The organism is Chitinophagales bacterium (genome assembly GCA_019694975.1).
GTDB lineage: Bacteria > Bacteroidota > Bacteroidia > Chitinophagales > UBA10324 > JACCZZ01.
In genome coordinates this window covers 70,282-88,807 of the sequence record JAIBAY010000009.1, presented here as the reverse complement: position 1 = coordinate 88,807, position 18,526 = coordinate 70,282, and the positions used below count along the sequence as shown (strand labels likewise).

Sequence of the window (18,526 nt, the reverse complement as noted above, 5' to 3'; positions counted from 1 at the left end):
TTATGATCCAATAAAACGACCTACCTCACGAGTGTAAGGTTACCATGCTTGGCAATCGTAAGTCCTGTTGCGGAAGCTATCCCTTTAAGGTAATAGACATACACACCAACCGGCTGCGGCTCACCTTTATAGGTGCCGTCCCAGCTTAGGTTATCTGGTAATGGTCCACCAATGACATTTACATTACTGATCGCAAACACCTCTTCTCCCCATCGATTAAATATCCTGAATTCATCAAGGTGAGCAAGACCCAATATTAATGGCCTGAAGTAGTTATTCTTCGTATCTCCATTCGGCGAAAACGCAGTGGGGAATTCGACAAGCGGATTGGGATTTACCGTAATGGTTACACTGTCTATCGCAGGACAACCATCGGCTGTTGTAATGTAGACAATGTATGTAGTAGTCTGATCCGGTGATGCAACTGGTGTCGCACTGGTTGGATTGTCAAGGCCATCGGATGGGACCCATATATAGGACGCGCCACCGGTAATGGAAAGTGTTGTGTATGTACCGAGAATAATGGTGGTATCCGGACTGATGAAAATTGGCGGAATGGGAATAATGCTAACGGTAAGGCTGTCTTGTCCAACGAAAGGACAATCATTTACGTTGGTTGCAGAAACTGTATAAGTAGTTGTAACCAAAGGCGACGCAACCGGATTCGCGATATTGGGATTATCAAGGGTTCCTGCAGGTTGCCATGAGTAAGAGGTCCCTCCTGATGCTGAAATCTCCACGCTCTGCCCCTGGCAAATGCTCACATCAGGCCCGGCAACAATATTTGGAAACGGCTTCACAAATACCGTCACGGTGTCTTTTGCTGAACAGGATCCAACCGAAGTATAAAAAACATAGCTGGTGGTAGATGCCGGCGAAGCAATTGGATCCGCAATGGTGGTAGAACTCAGGCCATTGGGAGGTGACCATTGAAAATTGATTCCGCCCGTACCATGTAACTGTACAGAGCCGCCGGGACAAATAGTGGTGTCGCTGCCGGCTTTGGCAATCACTGTATCATATACTTCAATATGAACACTGTCCATGGCCACGCAACCAAAATTGTTGGAAACAGACACCGTATAAGTTACCGTAACATCAGGACCTGCAAATGGATTGGAAACAGACGTACTGCTCAGGTTATAGTTGGGCTCCCAGTTGAAATTGTTTGCACCTGTAGCCACTGCATTCATCTGAATCTGATCCAGTTTACAGATGATCGTGTCATCCGGCAGGGCACTTATGGTAGGGCTGGGAAAAATGTTTATTACTTCAGCAATAGTATCGATACAACCGGCTTCATTACCGGCAATCAGTGTTACCGTATAACTTCCCGGTGCATCGTAAATATTAGACGGGTTCTTTATGTTAGATGTATCGCCATCGCCAAAATCCCAGTGCCAGCTATTGACAGCTGTATAATTTGAAGTGGTGACATCACCAAACTGCACCGGCTGTCCCACACATCCGTCAGGCGCCGACATGGCAGCCGTGAAGAACGGATATACGTACACATCACCATAAGCAGTATCGGCACAGGTACTTCCCGGATTCACATAAAGTATGATGTGATAAAGACCGGTATCCGGAAAAGTAAAAGTGGGATTCTCTTGTGAACTGGTATCGGTTGATGAGCCTGAAACTCCGAAATCCCAGAAGTAGTTAGTAGCATTGGAAGAATTATTGGGGAAAGTAAAAGTGTATGACTGGCAGGAATTGAATACAGCCGGATTATCGATGGTATTGCTTCCGCCGTCAATGGAAGCCTGCGGGCCGATACATTGCGCCACATTAAATTGAAAATCGCGCTTATGCTCATCCAGAAACTGTCCGTTCCTGTATTCAGAAACGCAAATACCCACTACAAACTGTCCGGTGGCAGTTGGCGTAACCGTCAGTTGCCCTGTGGCAGGGTTAATCGTCAGAGAAGGAGAGCCGCCCATTGGATTAGATGAAGAGTAAGGGGCAACAAAAGTCACAAAACTATATGGTGGCGGACCGGGAGGATTTGGATATGGATTCAATGAACTTGCTCCCAGGTATGGGTCACAAATAGAATACACCAGTGAATCACCATCCGGATCAGTGGCGGAATGATCAAAAACCAATGGCTCAGCAAGACAGATCAGCGGTGGCGGAAAATTATTGAAATAAGGACTGCTGTTACATTCGGCAAGGTCAGGGTCAGGTATGTAACCGAGATAAGTGGCACCCGTGTTATCAGGACTCAGAATATTATCGATGGAATAATTACGGCAGCAGCGCTGATAAATCATTGTATAACCGCCCGGTGACGGATCGAGAAACACGTTATATTGAAAGATTGCCTCTTCCACGCAGATGCCCGGAGGCACCACGAGACATGGATTACCGGAATTGTTAGGAAGCGTATCTGATCCCGGAAACGGGATAGGCAGCGTGGCAACTATGTTTCCGTTAGCATCGAAGATGAAGACGTTGGTCGGATTATCATAAGCGGCAGTACCGTTAAAGCAGTCGCGGTACACCTTAAGCGTGATGAGGTATTCATTATTTCCAAGGCATTCATAAATCATTTCGCCCCCTACGATATGAGATGCTTTTGAAATGACCGGTTGAAGGCCGAGAATAGCTATACATAGGAAAAAGCGTAAACATTTTTTCATGTGAAATTCGTTTTTTTCAACTCATTTAGTCAACGTAATAATACAACATTTCCTTTTATGAAGTATGTCTTGCCGGTTGACAGTGATTTTCCAGAAAGTGCATAAACATACGTACCGATAGCTTCTTCTTTACCCTGATAGGTGCCGTCCCATCCTGTGCTGATATCCGTGGCGGCAAACACCATTTCACCCCAGCGGTTGAACACTTTAAAACTTTCTAATTCAAACATACCGAGCACCACTGGAAGGAATGCATCATTCAGCCCATCACTGTTTGGTGTGAAAGCATTGGGAAATACAACAAGCGGATCATCTATCACTGTAATTTTAAGTGATGCTGATAACGGACAGCCTTCAGCCGTGATGGCTTCAACTGTGTATTCAGTGGATGCTGTCGGAGAAGCAACAGGGTTGGCAATAAGTGGATCACTCAGATAGTCGGTTGGCGTCCAGCTGTAAGTATCAGCACCGTCTGCATGTAAAGTTGCTGTTGTTCCCAGGTAAATGGTGGTGTCCGGTGTAACGGATAACGGGGCAGGCGCAATCACAAAAACTGTCACTGAATCGTAAACCGTAACAGGGCAGCTGTTCGCATCCGATGCCTGCAGATGATAAATAGTGGTAATGGCCGGGCTGGCATAAGTAGTGTCTGCATTCGGATCACCTAATGCAACCACGGGGCTCCAGGCATAGCTTGTGCCACAGCATGCTGTTAATACAGCTGTGTCGCCAATACAAATCGTCGCATCAGCACCTGCTGCAATTTCGGGATCAGGTTTCACCAGTATCTGGATTGCATCAGTATCGATACAGGAACCAATGAAGGTTGTCATCACATAGGTGACCGAAGCGCCCGGCTGTGCCACCGGATCCGGTATATCATCAGCTGAAAGCCCTGCTGACGGTGACCAATTGAAATACACACCGCCGGTGCCATGCAGTTGTACCATGTCGCCGGGACAAATCGTAGTGTCATTTCCGGCAAAAGCAATTACAGAATCATAAACATTAACCTGCACACTGGCAGTGTCCACGCATCCCCACTGATTGGTAACAGTGAGCAGATAGAGCGTTTCCTCATCAGGGCTTGCCAGTGGTGTCTGCACTGTGTCACTATTCAATCCGTACGCAGGATCCCATTTATAATTTCCTATACCAGAACCAATGAGCTGAATAGTATCAAGCGAGCAGATGATCGTATCAGGATAGGCCATAGCTTCCGGCTTTTCGTGAATGGTAATGAAGCCCACCGTTGTATCCAGGCAGCCCAGGTCTGTGCCAACCACCAGTTGCACATAATAGGTGCCTAAAGTATCAAATGCAAAGAGCGGGTTTTGATCAAACGAACTGCCAAGGCTGCCAAAATTCCAGAACCAGTAATTGATATTTCCAACACCGCTGGTAGAAAGGTCCGTAAACTGCAGCGAATCAATTACACAACCGTTGGGAAATAAAAACTGTCCGTCGAGTACAGGATAAACATATACAATCCCGTACGCCGTATCACCACAGGAAGAGCCCGGATTGGCAATTAAGGTAACAGTATATATTCCGGTATCAGGAAAAGTATATACCGGCACTTCAAGATTGGAAGTATCATTGGTAAGGCCGGGAACCCCAAAATCCCAATGATATGATGTTGCATTATTGCTGTTATTCGGAAAATAAAAGGTGAAGCCGTCGCATGAATTAAAGAGCGCCGGGCTGTTCACTGTATTGCTGCCTCCATTGATAGATGCGGAGGCATTATTGCAGTTGGTTACATTGAATTGAAAATCGCGCCGATGAATGGACAGCAAATTCCCGTTTCGGTATTCACTCACACACACCCCCACTACATACTGTCCGGTTGCCGTAGGTGTTACGGTAAGTTCACCTGATGCCGGATCAATAGCCATCGGCGGAGCTCCGCCCATCGGATTATCGTAAGAATACGGAGCAATAAAATTGACGTTGTTGTAGTTTATGGGCGGGCTGCCAGGCGTTGGCTGCGGATTAAATGAAGTGGCACCGTCATAGGGATAGCATAATTCATAAACAAGGGAATCACCGTCAGGATCAGTGGCTGAATGATCAAATACAAATGGTGTATTGATGCAAATAATGGTGGGCGGAAAATTCACGAAGTAAGGACTGCTGTTGCAGTCGGCCAGTGCCGACCCGGGGATAGTAGCTTCATACGTTGCCCCGGTATTAGCCGGATCCACGATGTTTACGATCGTTGAGTTGCGGCAGCACCGCTGATAGATCATCCTGTATCCTCCAACAGTAGGCGGCAGGTGCACCTGCTTGGTAAAAATGGCTTCTTCCACACAAATGTTAGGCGGAACAATCAGGCAGGGATTACCGGTATTGTTCGGTAATTCATCTGCGCCCGGAAAGGTTATGGATAATGAGGTAACAAGCAGATTAGTGGTATTGTCATATATAAAAATATAAGTTGGATTATCGTACGGCGCCTGCCCGTTGTAACAATCACGGTATACTTTCAGTGTAACCTGGTAATTATCGTTGCCATTGCATGCATAAGAAAGTTCGCCGCCGATGATATGCGATGAATAGGAAAAATACGGCAACAACGACAACACTGCCGTAGCTAAGAGATACATCAAAGGGGTGGCTCGTAAAAATCGGTGCATCTGCTCAATTGGACGTCGCCAAGTTAGCGAATCTTTGCGGAGTTATCAGTGACTGATCAGAAGTTTACCCACAAAGTTGTTTTTATCCGCACTGATCCGGGCAAAATAAACTCCGGGCGGCAATCCTGCAACATCCAGTGAAACTGACCTTCCTGCATTTTCAACGTGGCGTGTCAGCACTGATTCCCCCAGGTTATTCACCAGCGTTAGGTTAAATCCCGCACGATTAAGCGCCGGAGGCACAATAAGACTAACAGACTGCGCTGCAGGATTGGGGAAAAGTTGCAAGACAACATTCACCGGCGCAAATGGCACTGCAACCTCTGGTGCCTGGTTATAATATGTTACGCCACCTCGGTAATTACCCACCAGCAGCTCGATTTTTCCATCATCATCCGCATCAGCGCCTGAAACAGTGGAACGGAGTCCCTGGTAAATATCTGCATACGTTGAATCCATCTTCGTAAAAACTCCATCCAGGTTATTATCAATATTTCCATATTGAAAAATGAATCCCCGTTCACAGCCAACAAACAAGGTATAAGGATCGCCGGGTGAAAGCTGCACAAGAAATGGTGCACTGTATCCTGTCGTGTATCCGGGCTGACGGACATCCACTTCACCGAAAAAATTATCGCCGGTTGCGAAAACAGGATTTGCTGCAGTGCCGGTATTCCGGTAATAGTTCAGGTTGCCATCCCGTTCCCCAATCAAGAGGTCAGGCAACCCATCATGATTGACATCCACGAGCTGAGGTGTACTGAAATTGCCCACGTCAATGCCTGCGTAATTCTGCGCCATAAAAACAAAATCTGCCGCTGTACCGGATGCTGCGATATTCCTGAAATACAATAAGGTGCCATCATCTCTTCCCGTAATCATATCGGCATCTCCGTCGCCATCCAGGTCGCCAAAGGTAGGACAGACAGACTTCACGGCCAGTGAGAGAACATCTGCATAATTAACCGTAATCAACTGAAAGGCAGGTGCTGTGGCTGTGCCCGTGTTTCGATAGTAAGCCAGTTGCCCGTCGTAAATGCCCGGAGCGCTCAGGTCGAAATAACCATAGTTGCCCACAATAATATCTTTCAGCCCGTCATTATCAGCATCAAAAAAAACAGGGCAGGCTCCCTCACCTACATCAATCATGTCTGATACCATAAAATTTTTTGCCTGGAAATCAAACTCAGCAGTAGTACTGTTTCCTTTATTCTGATAATACCAGGCACAGTTATAATTTTCGGTACCCTGCTGATTATTCGGTGTCACTAACAGGTCCCTTAATCCATCATTATTCACATCGGTATAGAATGCAGCAGGGAAAGTATATACATCAGCACTGATGTTATAGGATGGAAACAGCGTGTCAAGGCTGTTGATGTTGGCATCAGCTGGTGTACCTCCGTTGTGCAGGTAAACGATATTCGAGAAGGAGATATCGCCGGTAATCAATTCCACATCATTGTCACCATCGTTATCAAATGCCAGCAAAGTGGAACCGGTGTGCCGAAGCTCCCGAATGTCATCCTTTTGCTGTTCACCACCCGTCATAAACGGGCAGGGGACATTTAGCGAATCAGCCCGCACAAAGCCACTTTCAAAAAAATCTCCCCAGCACTGATCAACCGGCTCATAGTCTAAATCGCTGCAGCCATGTCCGTTCTCCTGCGACCTGTTTTCATAATAAATAGCATAGCCGCCGTTTTGCTGAAAGGTGAGAATATCGACATCACCATCATGATTTACATCCACGATGGCGGGTATATCCACGGCGCTGACAAACAGGTTTACCTGGAATGAGTTAAAAGGGTATTCCAAAAGGTCGTCTGCCAGCTGAAACTGAATCACATTATTTGCATCATATGATCCGTTGAAAACACGTATGCCTGTGGCAGGGTTATGCGTATGGGTGAAAATATCCGCAATGCCATCGCAATTGTAATCCAGCAGCAGCGCCCAGTTTTCCAGCGCAGGGAAATGCACTTTGTATTCAGGGTTGTAGCTGAAATTTATGGTGTTAGGTGTTCCATGATTGATGAAAGTGTAGATGGTGTTTCCCGTACGATCGAAAACAAAAAGGTCATTGATGCCGTCATTGTTCAGGTCAACGGTTGAAAACTGAGCATTGTTGAAACCGCCCGCCCACGGATATTGCATGGCATTACCTGCCGGATCCTTCACTGTAATACTCTGGTCTATCGCATATTGCCCGTACGCGGTAATACAGGAAAACAGGAATGAAGCAATAAGAAAATTTAACTGCATCTGGCTGGCATTTGATTGAAAGTGGAAAATTAGGCAAAAGGCATAATAGAATGGATAACCCGGTATTAATATTGAGGACGTTTATTTTGTGTGATACATCAGCATTTACAACATTGTAATATTTGTCAACCGATAGTATCCACTATTTATCACAAACCATTCTGGAACTGTGATTTGATTTTGAAAAACAGCAACGCATTTCCTGCTGCTATGGCACATTGAAGGAATAAACAATTATTCTATCGCTCAAACCTTTGACGACCGGTTTCTCAGCAATTGGTCGGCCACCATGATGGCTGCCATCGCTTCTACTATAGGAACTGCACGCGGAAGAACACATGGATCATGCCGGCCACGGCCTTTCACCGTAACCGGTTCACCTTTCATATTCACAGATTCCTGCGCTTTCACGATAGTAGCAACAGGTTTAAATGCAACGCGGAAATATATATCCATACCATTGGCAATGCCGCCTTGTATGCCGCCGGAATAATTGGTTCGGGTTAAAATTGTATCTCCGTCTGAAAAAAAAGCATCATTATTCTCTGAACCCAGTTTGGAAGATCCTTCAAATCCGCTTCCATATTCAAAACCATGCACGGCGTTGATAGAAAACATCGCCTTTGCCAAATCGGCCTGCAGCTTATCAAACAAGGGCTCACCCAATCCGACCGGACAATTTTTGATGACACAGGTAATCACACCACCCACCGTATCACCTTCCAGCCTTACCTGGTCAATCAGCTCAATCATATTTTCAGCGGTTGGCTGATGCGGGCAACGAACAATGTTATTTTCTGCTACCGCAACGAGTGCTGCCAGGTCTTTCACTGCATTGAAATTAACGTGCGATAACCTGATGGCTCCAACTTGCGTGACGAATGCCGCTATCTGTATTTTATCATGGGCGGCCAGTTGTTTTGCAATGGCTCCGGCAGCTACAACAGATGCCGTGGTTCTGGCTGATGATCTTCCTCCGCCGCGGTGATCACGCCGTCCGTATTTAACCTGGTAAGTGTAATCGGCATGTGACGGACGAAAGGCCGCTTCAATATGATCATAGTCTTTAGATCGCTGATCTTCATTGGGAATAAACAGTGCGATGGGAGTTCCGGTTGTTCTTCCCTCAAAAATGCCCGACAACAATTGAACAATATCACTTTCCTTGCGCTGCGTGGTGATGAACGATTGCCCGGGCCTGCGCCGGTCAAGGTCGTGCTGAATTTTCTCCACTGAAATTTCCAATCCTGCCGGGCATCCGTCAATCACTGCACCGATGCCGGTTCCATGTGATTCACCATAAGTTGTTACCCGGAATATGGTGCCTATTGTATTTCCTGCCATAAATTTATCAACCTTTTATCAAACAGCTTCTTAAGCTGTTGCGTATTATTTCTTCCGCCTGGATGAACCCGCTTCACGAAGTTAATGATGAATTAAATTGCCGCTCTTATCAATTCGGGCATCTTTCCTGTATGGTGCGAATAACGGAAAAAAGTATCTTCGCGCCCGTAAATTCCGGTGATGAATGTACTGATAAAAAATATTAAGTCGCTGGCAGGAATCAGGGACGCCGGTGTTCAGCACGTCAGCGGAAATGAACTGAAGAAACTTCCGTCGGTTGAAGATGCATACCTGCTCATCCGCGAAGGCAGGATTGCTGCTTTCGGTGCGATGGAGCATATGCAGCAGTCCGTTAATGAACAAGATTTATCCAGTGCTGCACCTATTGATGCAGGCGGCAGGCTCGTACTACCCTGCTTCTGCGATTCGCATACTCATCTTGTTTTTGCTGATACTCGCGAGAATGAATTTCTATACAAGATCCAGGGGCTTACCTATGAAGAAATTGCCGCGAAAGGCGGAGGCATCCTGAATTCTGCCAGGAAGCTGCTTAAAATGCCGGAAGATTTACTGCTGGAAAAAGCGATGCGCCGTATCGAAGAGATAAAGCAGCAGGGAACCGGCGCCGTAGAGATCAAAAGCGGCTACGGATTGAGTTATGATGGTGAGTTGAAAATGCTGCGCGTGATTCAGCAATTAAAAACAATTTCACCTATTCCTGTGAAGGCCACTTTTTTAGGGGCACATGCCATTCCTGCTGAATTCAAAACCAATCGTGAAGGCTATTTGCAATTATTGATTGAACAGCTGCTTCCCAAAATTGCAGATGAAGGGCTTGCAGATTATTGCGATGTGTTTTGCGATAAAGGGTTTTTTACCCCTGAAGAAACGGACCGCGTTTTACTGGCCGGATGGAAATACGGATTGAAACCAAAAATTCACGCGAATCAACTGGCAATTTCCGGTGGTGTGCAGGCCGGTGTACGGAACAATGCAATTTCTGTTGATCACCTGGAAAGCATGGGCGATGAAGAAATTGAATGCCTCCGCAAATCGAATACAATTCCAACCATGCTTCCCTCTGCCGCCTTTTTTCTGCGTATGCAATATCCTCCTGCACGGCAGATGATTGAAGCCGGCTTGCCGGTTACACTGGCTACCGACTACAATCCGGGCTCCTCTCCTTCCGGTAGAATGAGTTTTGTGATTTCCTTGGCGTGCATTCAAATGAAGATGACTCCTGAAGAAGCGATCAATGCTGCTACTATAAATGGTGCAGCTGCGATGGAATTGAGTCATGAAACCGGTTCGATAACCATTGGAAAAAAAGCAAACCTTATCATCACGAAACCTGTAAATTCCATTGCAAATATCCCATACAGTTTTGGAAACGATGTGATTGAGCAGGTAATTATTTCGTAAAAAATATTTACTACAGCCTGAAAAGATTAAATCACAGATGCCGAAAAATTTTTTATCTAAAACATATCCTGATCTCGGTTTACTGATCATCCGCATTGGGATTGGCGCCACGATGTTTCAATATGGCTGGCCGAAGATTACCGGCGGCGCAGATATATGGCAGGATCTCGGGAATAATATGAAGGTAACCGGCATTACCTTCCTGCCGGTATTTTGGGGCTTTTGTGCTGCAATCGCGGAAACACTTGGAGCTTTGCTTTTTGCAGCCGGACTTTTTTTCCGGCCCGCTGTTTTACTGTTGTGGTTCACCATGCTGATCGCAGTTTTAGCCAACATGCAGGACAGCACCTCCTTTAACAATTGGGCACACCCTGCAGAACTTGGCGTCGTATTCTTTGGTTTGATGTTCACCGGTGCAGGGAAATATGTCCTGAAGTTCGGATAAAGCATTTGCGGTTCATCCGGGTCCGATTGTGCCGTTGTCAAATTACCACGTCCCTCTTGATTTTTCCAAGCCCTGCATCTACGGAAATATAAAACGGAAACAATCACAGAATCAACTAGCGGCGATAAGTAGATAATATATAAAATTCCCGATTTGTCAGCCACGCGGTTCATCAGTACTTTATTAAGAAACTATCTCAAATTAGGTATTTCATGCGGTCATGCCGAATTTATTTCGGCATCTGTCAACGCATAAATGAGATTCTGAATTAAGTTCTGCATAGCTACAGGTATTTTGAGATAGCTTCCTGCTGCTTCCGGCTTCGCAGGAAGTTTTCCTGAAATCAATGTGCAGCACTGGCTATAAAACACCCGGTTCTTCACGGACATCGAACAACAGGTGAGTCTCCTGACGAATTAGCAATAAATAAACCCTGCTTTGATCTTACCATTTTGAATACAGGTATAACCCTGTTCCTGCAGTTCCGGGTTACGAATTCACAAATTTTAAAATCATCAAAATCACGGAGTACTTTTGTCGCAAAATTTTCCTCAAACATGAATCAACAACTCATTGAATGTGTACCGAACTTCAGCGAAGGACAAGACTTATCCATCATTAAACTGATCACTGATGAGATCGAAAGTGTAGCGGGTGTCCGCCTCCTCGATGTTGATCCGGGAAAAGCAACCAACAGAACGGTGGTAACTTTTGTGGGCACGCCTGATGCCGTTATAGAAGCCGCCTTTCTTGCCATAAAAAAAGCCGGTGAATTAATTGACATGAGCAAACATACAGGGGAGCATCCGAGAATGGGCGCTACGGATGTTTGTCCGTTGATTCCTATTGCCAATATCTCGATGGAAGAAACAGCTGAATATGCGAAAAAATTAGGCGCACGTGTTGGCAATGAAACCGGCATTCCTGTGTATTTATACGAAGCTGCGCAAGACAATCCTGCACGAAAAAATCTTTCTGTGATTCGCGCGGGCGAATACGAAGGCTTCTTCAAAAAAATCAAAACAGCAGAATGGAAACCTGATTTTGGTCCGGATGAATTGCCGGTGAAATCAGGTGCAACAGTAATTGGCGCCCGTGATTTCTTAGTGGCTTATAATGTGAATCTGAACACCACTTCTGTTCGCCGTGCGAATGCAATTGCGTTTGATGTGCGCGAAGCAGGCCGAAAAGTAAAAAATGAAAAAGGTGAAGAGGTCGTTCAGCCTGGAACCTTAAAAGCCGTGAAAGCGATTGGCTGGTTTATCAAAGAATATGGCATTGCACAGGTCAGTATCAATCTCACCAACATCAACATCACACCACTGCATATTGCTTTTGATGAATGCGTGAAAAGTGCAGCTGCAAGAGGAATGCGTGTAACAGGATCAGAACTGGTTGGATTGATTCCATTAAAGGCAATGCTGGATGCAGGAAAATATTTTCTGAAAAAACAAAAGCGCAGCGCCGGTGTTGCGGAAGAAGAATTGATACACATTGCCGTGAAATCATTGGGCCTGGATGAACTCGCGCCTTTCGATCCGCATAAAAAAATTATTGAGTACCTGTTGCGTGATGATCAGCAAAGCAGGCTGGTCAACATGAACCTGCGCGCGTTTGCCAATGAAACGGCAAGCGAGTCACCTGCACCGGGCGGTGGTTCCGTGGCAGCTTATATGGGTTCATTGGGCATCTCCCTGGCTAGTATGGTCGCCAATCTCTCCTCCCATAAAAAAGGGTTTGATGAGCGCTGGGAAACATTTTCAGGTTATGCAGAGAAAGGTCAGTTGATAAAAGACGAATTGTTGAGATTGGTGGATGAAGATACCGCCGCTTTCAACCGTATCATGGAAAGTTTTGCACTGGCAAAAAACACGGATGAGGAAAAAAAGCTTCGCAGCGCAGCCATCCAGGATGCCACAAAAAATGCTATTGAAGTTCCATTGCGCGTGATGCAGTGTTCATCTGATGCTTTTGAAGTTATTGAAGCCATGGTAAAAACCGGCAACCCCAATTCTGTAACGGATGCCGGTGTAGGTGCACTGGCAGTGCGCAGCGCTATACTGGGCGCTTACCTGAATGTGAAGGTGAATGCTACGGGACTGAAAGATGAAGCCATGAAAGCAGCCTTCTTAAAGCGGGCGGATGAATTAAAAAATAAAGCTGTGATAAAGGAAAAGGAAATATTCAGCATGGTGGAGGATAGAATAGTCAATTAACATGGCAGGAAGATAACCTTGCAGCACGTGATAAGTGAGACAAGATGAAGCTATTGATCTTCCTTTGCAAAAGCCGCATTTTCAACTACCTTTGCCGACTTGAAAAAAAATTCAACCAACTCATGAAAAAATTCCCTGTTACAATGCTCATTCCCTTTTTGAGCATTGCTCTTGTTTTTACCGCTTGTAATTCAGCCGGGTTAAAGAATCAGATCCTTGGTAAATGGAAGATTGACGAAATGCACATTCAATACTATATACAACAACAGGAATACGGGGAGAAACAAATGCAGTCATTGAAAGACAGTGCTGCGCGTACCACGGATACTGCCAAGCTCAAAGTTTATAATGAGCAGATTGATCAGATCGGCAAACAACTCTCAGCATTCCAGTCAAGCCGCGACTCTGCCATGAAGAAAAATACCTGGGAATTCCAGCAAGACGGAAATTTTATCGCCACTGAAAATGACGGCCCGCGCAAAGGATTATGGTCTTATGATGATAAGCTCGGTATGCTTTTTACCGTAATCGAAAACCAGACTTCATCCGTGAAAGTGAAGTTCAATAATGATACGATGGTGCTGCAGCTCGATTCCGTGAATTATATGAAGTTTACACCGCTGAAATAAAGCAACACCTTCAACACATCAGCTTCAAGTTTGCATGATTTGTACAATAACAGCCATAAAATCCGGCAGCGGCATTTATGGCAGTTACTTTTTATGTGCAGTCTGCTTGTCCTGTTGCCAGAAAAAAGCAATCAGGTCGGTAGACAGAATTTCTGTTTTACCGGCTTGCCTCAACATGGTTACCAGCTGCCCACGGTGATAGGTGCCATGGTTAACAACATGCATCAGGATCTTGTAAACGGACGACCTGCCTTCGGTACCGTTTAATGTTTTATAGCTGATTTCCTCCCGCAGTTGTTTTTTGCCGTAATCAGCTGCTCTTTCTTCCAGTGCATGAGATGAAGCCATCAAACCGGCTTTCAGCGCTTCCTTTGTTCCATCAAATGCCACAGCGGGCCATTGTGCCGGCGAATTACCTTTCAGCCTTTCCAGCCAGATATTCTGTGCGTTCCAGATATGCTGCATTGTTTCGCTGATATTTTTGAAGCTGCTCTTCATTTCCTGCAGCAACTGTTCATCTGTCAGTGTTATTATTTCACCGCTGATTCTTTCATTCGCCCAGGTATTGAAAGCCACATAGTTGCGTATCATTTCTTTCATGGATGAAAATTTTTATTTGCTGAAAACACAAATAAACGATGTAAAAACCTGAATCAGAAATACCGATGATACACCGGATACAGCAATCTTTAAACATGACTGCAGTTCTTTCGGCAGAAAACACAAGCATGCAATTACCACAAAGCATTGACTTGTTGCTCTTTCCATACCTTCGTAAAAAAAGTTATGGACCTTCATTTCGGATCAATCTGCGTGCGCAACGCGCCTGCAAATTTCCAGCATGCTCAGCCGCATATGGAACCCATCATCGCCAGCACCACGTTTTCATACGATGATCCTGAAGCGTTGATGGAAGTATTTTCAGGAGAGCAGAAAGGATTTATCTATTCCCGCTGGAGCAATCCCACCATTGAACTGGCTGAAAATAAGGTTGCAGCGCTTGAAGCCTGCGGCATCCGACATGCAGACGACACGTCACTAAAACTGACGGCCCGGATGTTCAGTTCCGGTATGGGTGCGATCAGCACCCTGTTCATGTCGTTTCTGAAGATGGGTGACAAAGTGCTCGCACAGGAAAACCTCTATGGCGGCACAGCAGAGCTGCTCAACAAAATACTGGCACAACAAGGCATAGTGCCCGTGCTGATGGATTTAAAGAACCTGCAGCGAGTGGAAGAAATGGTGAAGCAGGATCCAAAGATTAAATTGCTGTACATCGAAACGCCTTCCAACCCTACCATCGATTGCTATGATATTGAAGCATTAACAGCAATTGCCAAAAGCAGGAAGTTGAATGTTGCAGTGGACAACACATTTGCATCGCCTTATCTGCAACAGCCGTTTCGGTTTGGTGTTGACTTCGTGGTGCATTCTACAACAAAATATATGAATGGCCATGGTAATTCCATCAGCGGGATGCTCCTCTACCCGGAAAATGCTGCCATAGATAAATCCGTCTTCGACTACCGGAAGCTGTTAGGATCCAACAGCAATGCATTTGATGCCTGGCTCTTACTACAGGGAGTGAAGACACTGGAAATACGCATGCAGCGGCATTGCGGGAATGCCGGTAAGGTTGCAGCATTCCTTCAGGCACACCGTAAAATCGCCAGAGTAAATTATGCCGGCCTGGCCTCACACCGTGATCATTTAGTAGCCAGAAAACAAATGCGTGATTTCAGCGGCATGCTTAGTTTCGAATTAAAAGACGGACTCGAAGCCGGAAAAAAACTCATGCAAAGCATCAGGCTTTGTCAACTCGCTGTTTCGCTTGGTACGGTAGATACCATCATTCAGCATCCTGCTTCCATGAGCCATGTTGGTGTAGCCAAAACGGTTCGCGAGCAATATGGTATCACCGACGGGTTAGTACGCTTGTCGGTTGGACTGGAAGATGCAGCGGACATTATCAATGACCTGGAACAGGCATTGGAAGGCATTTAGCAATGATTCATCATTGAAAATTATCGTTATAGCAGATTGCCCTTAGCGTTGATTAAATATAGGCAGCAACATCATATGTTCAAAACATTGACCGGTAACGTCTTTAAATACATATGTTGTGCACCAACTGACTGAAGCCAGGTAAATAAGTCATTCCCTGATAAATAGTATTTTGCTTACATATGTATTATCCGGCAGCATGGTGATAGGGTCAATCATTATTAAAATTTTTCTTACCATCATTGAATAAGTGAATCCAAACTTGCTACATTTGGTTTTCTTCCCTCTCATACAAATAAAAACAACATGAAAAACATGAAGCTTCTGATCGCGCTATTGGCCATAATAGCAGCAGCACCATTTGCACGCGCTACTGATCGTATTGTAGCGGACGGCGGACAAGGCGGTGCATTTCCCACCATCAATGCGGCTCTTACGGCAGCATCGGCCGGTGACCGCATTCTTATTTATCCCAAAAGCGGCGGATCTCCGTACACAGAGAATATCGTGATCAACAAAAACATTCAGTTACTCTGTGCCGTGGAAGGAAAATACTTTGGCGTGAATGGCGCCGTCAACGTGGATGGTGCTTCGATGCCGGCGAATGGTGTGGTAACCATTATCGGCATGAACCTGCAGAACGGGAATATCTCTTCCATCTCGCAGGCCAATGCCGGCGGAAAAACAAAGGTGAATATTCTCGGCTGCCGGCTGGATAATGGTATCATCAATTTCTATAGTTCGCATTACTACGACCTGAATGCTTCGAGTGACTCCTTGAAAAACGGTGTGATACAATTCCGTTACGGAAAGGTAATCGGTTGTTACATACAAAATCAAACGGTCACCAGCACACACAATATTTATGTTACCAGTGATGCCGTAAGCACCAATGACAGCATCCTGATAATCGGCAACCACATCATCACCTGCCCGCAGAATGGCTACAATGCCGGTATCTACTGGGAATCAACCACGCAGTTTCATTATATCGCCAATAATTACATCAAATGCGGCAACACCAATGGCTATAGCGGCTGCATTTTCATCTACACCAATAAGCCTTCCCTCGCAGGAAGAAATACAGTGGTGAACAATACCTTGTATTCCGCAGGGTATATGTGGATGGCCATCTATGAATACAGCCTCTACAGTAACAGCTACAACGACGTATTCAATAACCTGATTATGTCCACGCTCAGCAGTGGTTACGGCGGCATTTACTGGGGAACCACTTCTTCCTTCAATGCCATGAGTTACAATTATATCAAAAGCACCACAGGCGGACTGACCGGTTTGGCCAACGACGGAACCAACAACCTGAATACAAATGCAGCAAGTTTCTTTGATGCCGACAATGGATCGCTACTTGCAGGCGCCGATGCAATTAATGCCGGTTATGGTGATTCTGCCTTCTATGACCTGGATGTGACCCGTAATGATGTGGGCTGCTATGGCGGCTCTTTCAGCTTTGGACAATTTCATCCAATGAACCTTGGCGCTTCCCGCATTACCTATATGCTTGCACCAAGAAGAGTTACCATCGGGCAATCGGTTAATATCAAAGCCAGTGCCTTCGACCGATAGAAACTGAAATCAATTATTTGTCATCCAAAAATCTTCGTCATCATGAAACTCATACATAAACTTTCAGCGATTGCCCTCTTTATCACCTTCACAAGTAATTTTTCAAATGCTACTGATCTTGTTGTGGTAAGCGGTGGTGTTTTACCGCAATATTCAACGATCAGCGCTGCCATCAATGCTGCTTCCAATGGCGACAGGATCCTCGTAACACCAGGCATTCAATACAATGAAGCCAGCATCAATATCAACAAAAACGTACAGATCCTCAGCAATACCGAGGGTCAGCAATTCCAGGTAAGTGCAAATATTACCGTCACGCCTCCGGTGGCAAGTTCGAATATAATAATACAGGGCATGGATCTGCTGCTGGGCAATATAGTTGGAGCTGCCGTTCCCGGTGCAGTGCGGTCAAAGTTTACCCTGGTTGGCAGTAAAATCAGGAATGGTTATGTTGACTTTTATTCTAATTCCTATTGGGAACTCAATATGATGCAGGACTCCCTCTTAGGAACCAATCCTTCCATTACGCTTCGCTTCGGTAAGATAATCGGCAATTATATTAATGCCGGTACTGGTACCGCGAATACCATTTATATCCTGGGTGAAAACACAGTGGCCACAGACACCGTATTCATTGTTGGCAACAGGATTGAAATGTCCAGCTCCGGTGGCGGACAAGTGGCGCTGTACTGGGCTAACAGCACCAATTTTTTCTATATCGCAAATAACTATATAAAAAACAATGCATATGCAGAATACCCGATGTATGTCTATTACACCAATTCCAATCAGAGTGGTGGCAATACCCTTATCAATAACACTTTTTACAATAACAGCAGCGGCTATCAGACGATAACCTTTTATACTGCCAGTTCATTCACTTTCATTTACAATAACCTTGTGATGAATGGAGGCTCCGGCGCATATGGTTTTTACCTGGTTGCCAGTCAAAATAATTATGTTTTCAGTTATAACCATTTTCAGCTGGGCACTTCAAATGCCCTGTACGGTATCGTGAATGACGGTACCAACGTTACAGGATCCAATAGCACTTTTGATATCAATACAGGCATTGCCCTTACCGGCACTGCCGTGGATGGCGGATATCCTAATGACGGATATGCAGATCATGACCTTAGCAGGAATGATGCAGGCTGCGGCGGCGGTTCGCTGCGCATCACCAACTTCCACCCGATGAATAACCTGACGAACGGAGCACGCGTGACCTATGTGAATGCGCCGCGAAGAGTGCTGATGGGAAACAATGTGAGTCTGAAAGCCGACTCATTTGACAAGTAGTTTGCAGTTATCCATCTCCCTAAAATGATTT

General features: G+C 45.5%; 12 protein-coding genes. 7 read left to right on the top strand and 5 right to left on the bottom strand.

Annotated features, from left to right (window positions below; genetic code table 11):
• Positions 1–20: 20 nt before the first annotated feature.
• The 4 genes from K1X61_14660 to aroC all read right to left on the bottom strand — a co-directional run bounded on the left by K1X61_14660 (position 21) and on the right by aroC (position 8,893).
• Positions 21–2,645 (bottom strand): gliding motility-associated C-terminal domain-containing protein, encoded by a 2,625-nt coding sequence (locus K1X61_14660; protein ID MBX7109889.1) that lies wholly within the window; start codon positions 2,643–2,645, stop codon positions 21–23.
• Between the two features lie 29 nt (positions 2,646–2,674).
• A complete protein-coding gene (locus tag K1X61_14655; GenBank protein MBX7109888.1) occupies positions 2,675–5,284 on the bottom strand; it encodes a gliding motility-associated C-terminal domain-containing protein in 2,610 nt (869 codons plus the stop codon).
• Between the two features lie 45 nt (positions 5,285–5,329).
• Entirely contained in the window at positions 5,330–7,549 is a 2,220-nt protein-coding gene (locus tag K1X61_14650) for a T9SS type A sorting domain-containing protein (protein MBX7109887.1), read from the bottom strand.
• Positions 7,550–7,795: 246 nt separating this feature from the next.
• Complete coding sequence (gene aroC / locus K1X61_14645) at positions 7,796–8,893, bottom strand: chorismate synthase (GenBank protein MBX7109886.1); 1,098 nt, start codon at positions 8,891–8,893, stop codon at positions 7,796–7,798.
• A gap of 177 nt (positions 8,894–9,070) precedes the next feature.
• Here aroC and hutI point away from each other — a divergent pair, with 177 nt between their 5' ends.
• From hutI to K1X61_14625, 4 genes are all read left to right on the top strand, one after another.
• Positions 9,071–10,315 (top strand): imidazolonepropionase, encoded by a 1,245-nt coding sequence (hutI, locus tag K1X61_14640; GenBank protein ID MBX7109885.1) that lies wholly within the window; start codon positions 9,071–9,073, stop codon positions 10,313–10,315.
• A 37-nt stretch (positions 10,316–10,352) separates the two neighbouring features.
• The gene (locus tag K1X61_14635) at positions 10,353–10,760 is read left to right on the top strand and encodes a DoxX family protein (protein ID MBX7109884.1); all 408 of its coding nucleotides are present in this window, start codon (positions 10,353–10,355) and stop codon (positions 10,758–10,760) included.
• A gap of 557 nt (positions 10,761–11,317) precedes the next feature.
• The gene (gene ftcD, locus K1X61_14630; GenBank protein ID MBX7109883.1) at positions 11,318–12,976 is read left to right on the top strand and encodes a glutamate formimidoyltransferase; all 1,659 of its coding nucleotides are present in this window, start codon (positions 11,318–11,320) and stop codon (positions 12,974–12,976) included.
• A gap of 122 nt (positions 12,977–13,098) precedes the next feature.
• Positions 13,099–13,605: a hypothetical protein gene (locus tag K1X61_14625; GenBank protein MBX7109882.1), complete on the top strand. Its 507-nt coding sequence runs from the start codon at positions 13,099–13,101 to the stop codon at positions 13,603–13,605.
• 84 nt (positions 13,606–13,689) lie between these two features.
• Here K1X61_14625 and K1X61_14620 read toward each other — a convergent pair whose 3' ends face one another.
• Positions 13,690–14,205, bottom strand: coding sequence for a DinB family protein (locus K1X61_14620; protein MBX7109881.1), 516 nt, complete (start codon positions 14,203–14,205; stop codon positions 13,690–13,692).
• Positions 14,206–14,460: 255 nt separating this feature from the next.
• On the opposite strand from K1X61_14620, the gene K1X61_14615 reads away from it, so the two are divergent.
• The 3 genes from K1X61_14615 to K1X61_14605 all read left to right on the top strand — a co-directional run bounded on the left by K1X61_14615 (position 14,461) and on the right by K1X61_14605 (position 18,495).
• Positions 14,461–15,609, top strand: a complete 1,149-nt coding sequence (locus K1X61_14615; GenBank protein ID MBX7109880.1) for an aminotransferase class I/II-fold pyridoxal phosphate-dependent enzyme — start codon at positions 14,461–14,463, stop codon at positions 15,607–15,609.
• Between the two features lie 315 nt (positions 15,610–15,924).
• Positions 15,925–17,196: a hypothetical protein gene (locus tag K1X61_14610; protein MBX7109879.1), complete on the top strand. Its 1,272-nt coding sequence runs from the start codon at positions 15,925–15,927 to the stop codon at positions 17,194–17,196.
• Positions 17,197–17,238: 42 nt separating this feature from the next.
• Complete coding sequence (locus K1X61_14605) at positions 17,239–18,495, top strand: hypothetical protein (protein ID MBX7109878.1); 1,257 nt, start codon at positions 17,239–17,241, stop codon at positions 18,493–18,495.
• The last annotated feature ends 31 nt before the right edge of the window (positions 18,496–18,526 follow it).

Coding starts and splice junctions, on each gene's coding strand:
- ftcD (MBX7109883.1), top strand. CDS start 11,318: ATGAATCAACAACTCATTGAATGTGTACCGAACTTCAGCGAAGGACAA.
- aroC (MBX7109886.1), bottom strand. CDS start 8,893: ATGGCAGGAAATACAATAGGCACCATATTCCGGGTAACAACTTATGGT.
- K1X61_14610 (MBX7109879.1), top strand. CDS start 15,925: ATGAAGCTTCTGATCGCGCTATTGGCCATAATAGCAGCAGCACCATTT.
- K1X61_14655 (MBX7109888.1), bottom strand. CDS start 5,284: ATGCACCGATTTTTACGAGCCACCCCTTTGATGTATCTCTTAGCTACG.
- K1X61_14650 (MBX7109887.1), bottom strand. CDS start 7,549: ATGCAGTTAAATTTTCTTATTGCTTCATTCCTGTTTTCCTGTATTACC.
- K1X61_14620 (MBX7109881.1), bottom strand. CDS start 14,205: ATGAAAGAAATGATACGCAACTATGTGGCTTTCAATACCTGGGCGAAT.
- K1X61_14605 (MBX7109878.1), top strand. CDS start 17,239: ATGAAACTCATACATAAACTTTCAGCGATTGCCCTCTTTATCACCTTC.
- K1X61_14625 (MBX7109882.1), top strand. CDS start 13,099: ATGAAAAAATTCCCTGTTACAATGCTCATTCCCTTTTTGAGCATTGCT.
- K1X61_14660 (MBX7109889.1), bottom strand. CDS start 2,645: ATGAAAAAATGTTTACGCTTTTTCCTATGTATAGCTATTCTCGGCCTT.
- K1X61_14615 (MBX7109880.1), top strand. CDS start 14,461: ATGGAACCCATCATCGCCAGCACCACGTTTTCATACGATGATCCTGAA.
- K1X61_14635 (MBX7109884.1), top strand. CDS start 10,353: ATGCCGAAAAATTTTTTATCTAAAACATATCCTGATCTCGGTTTACTG.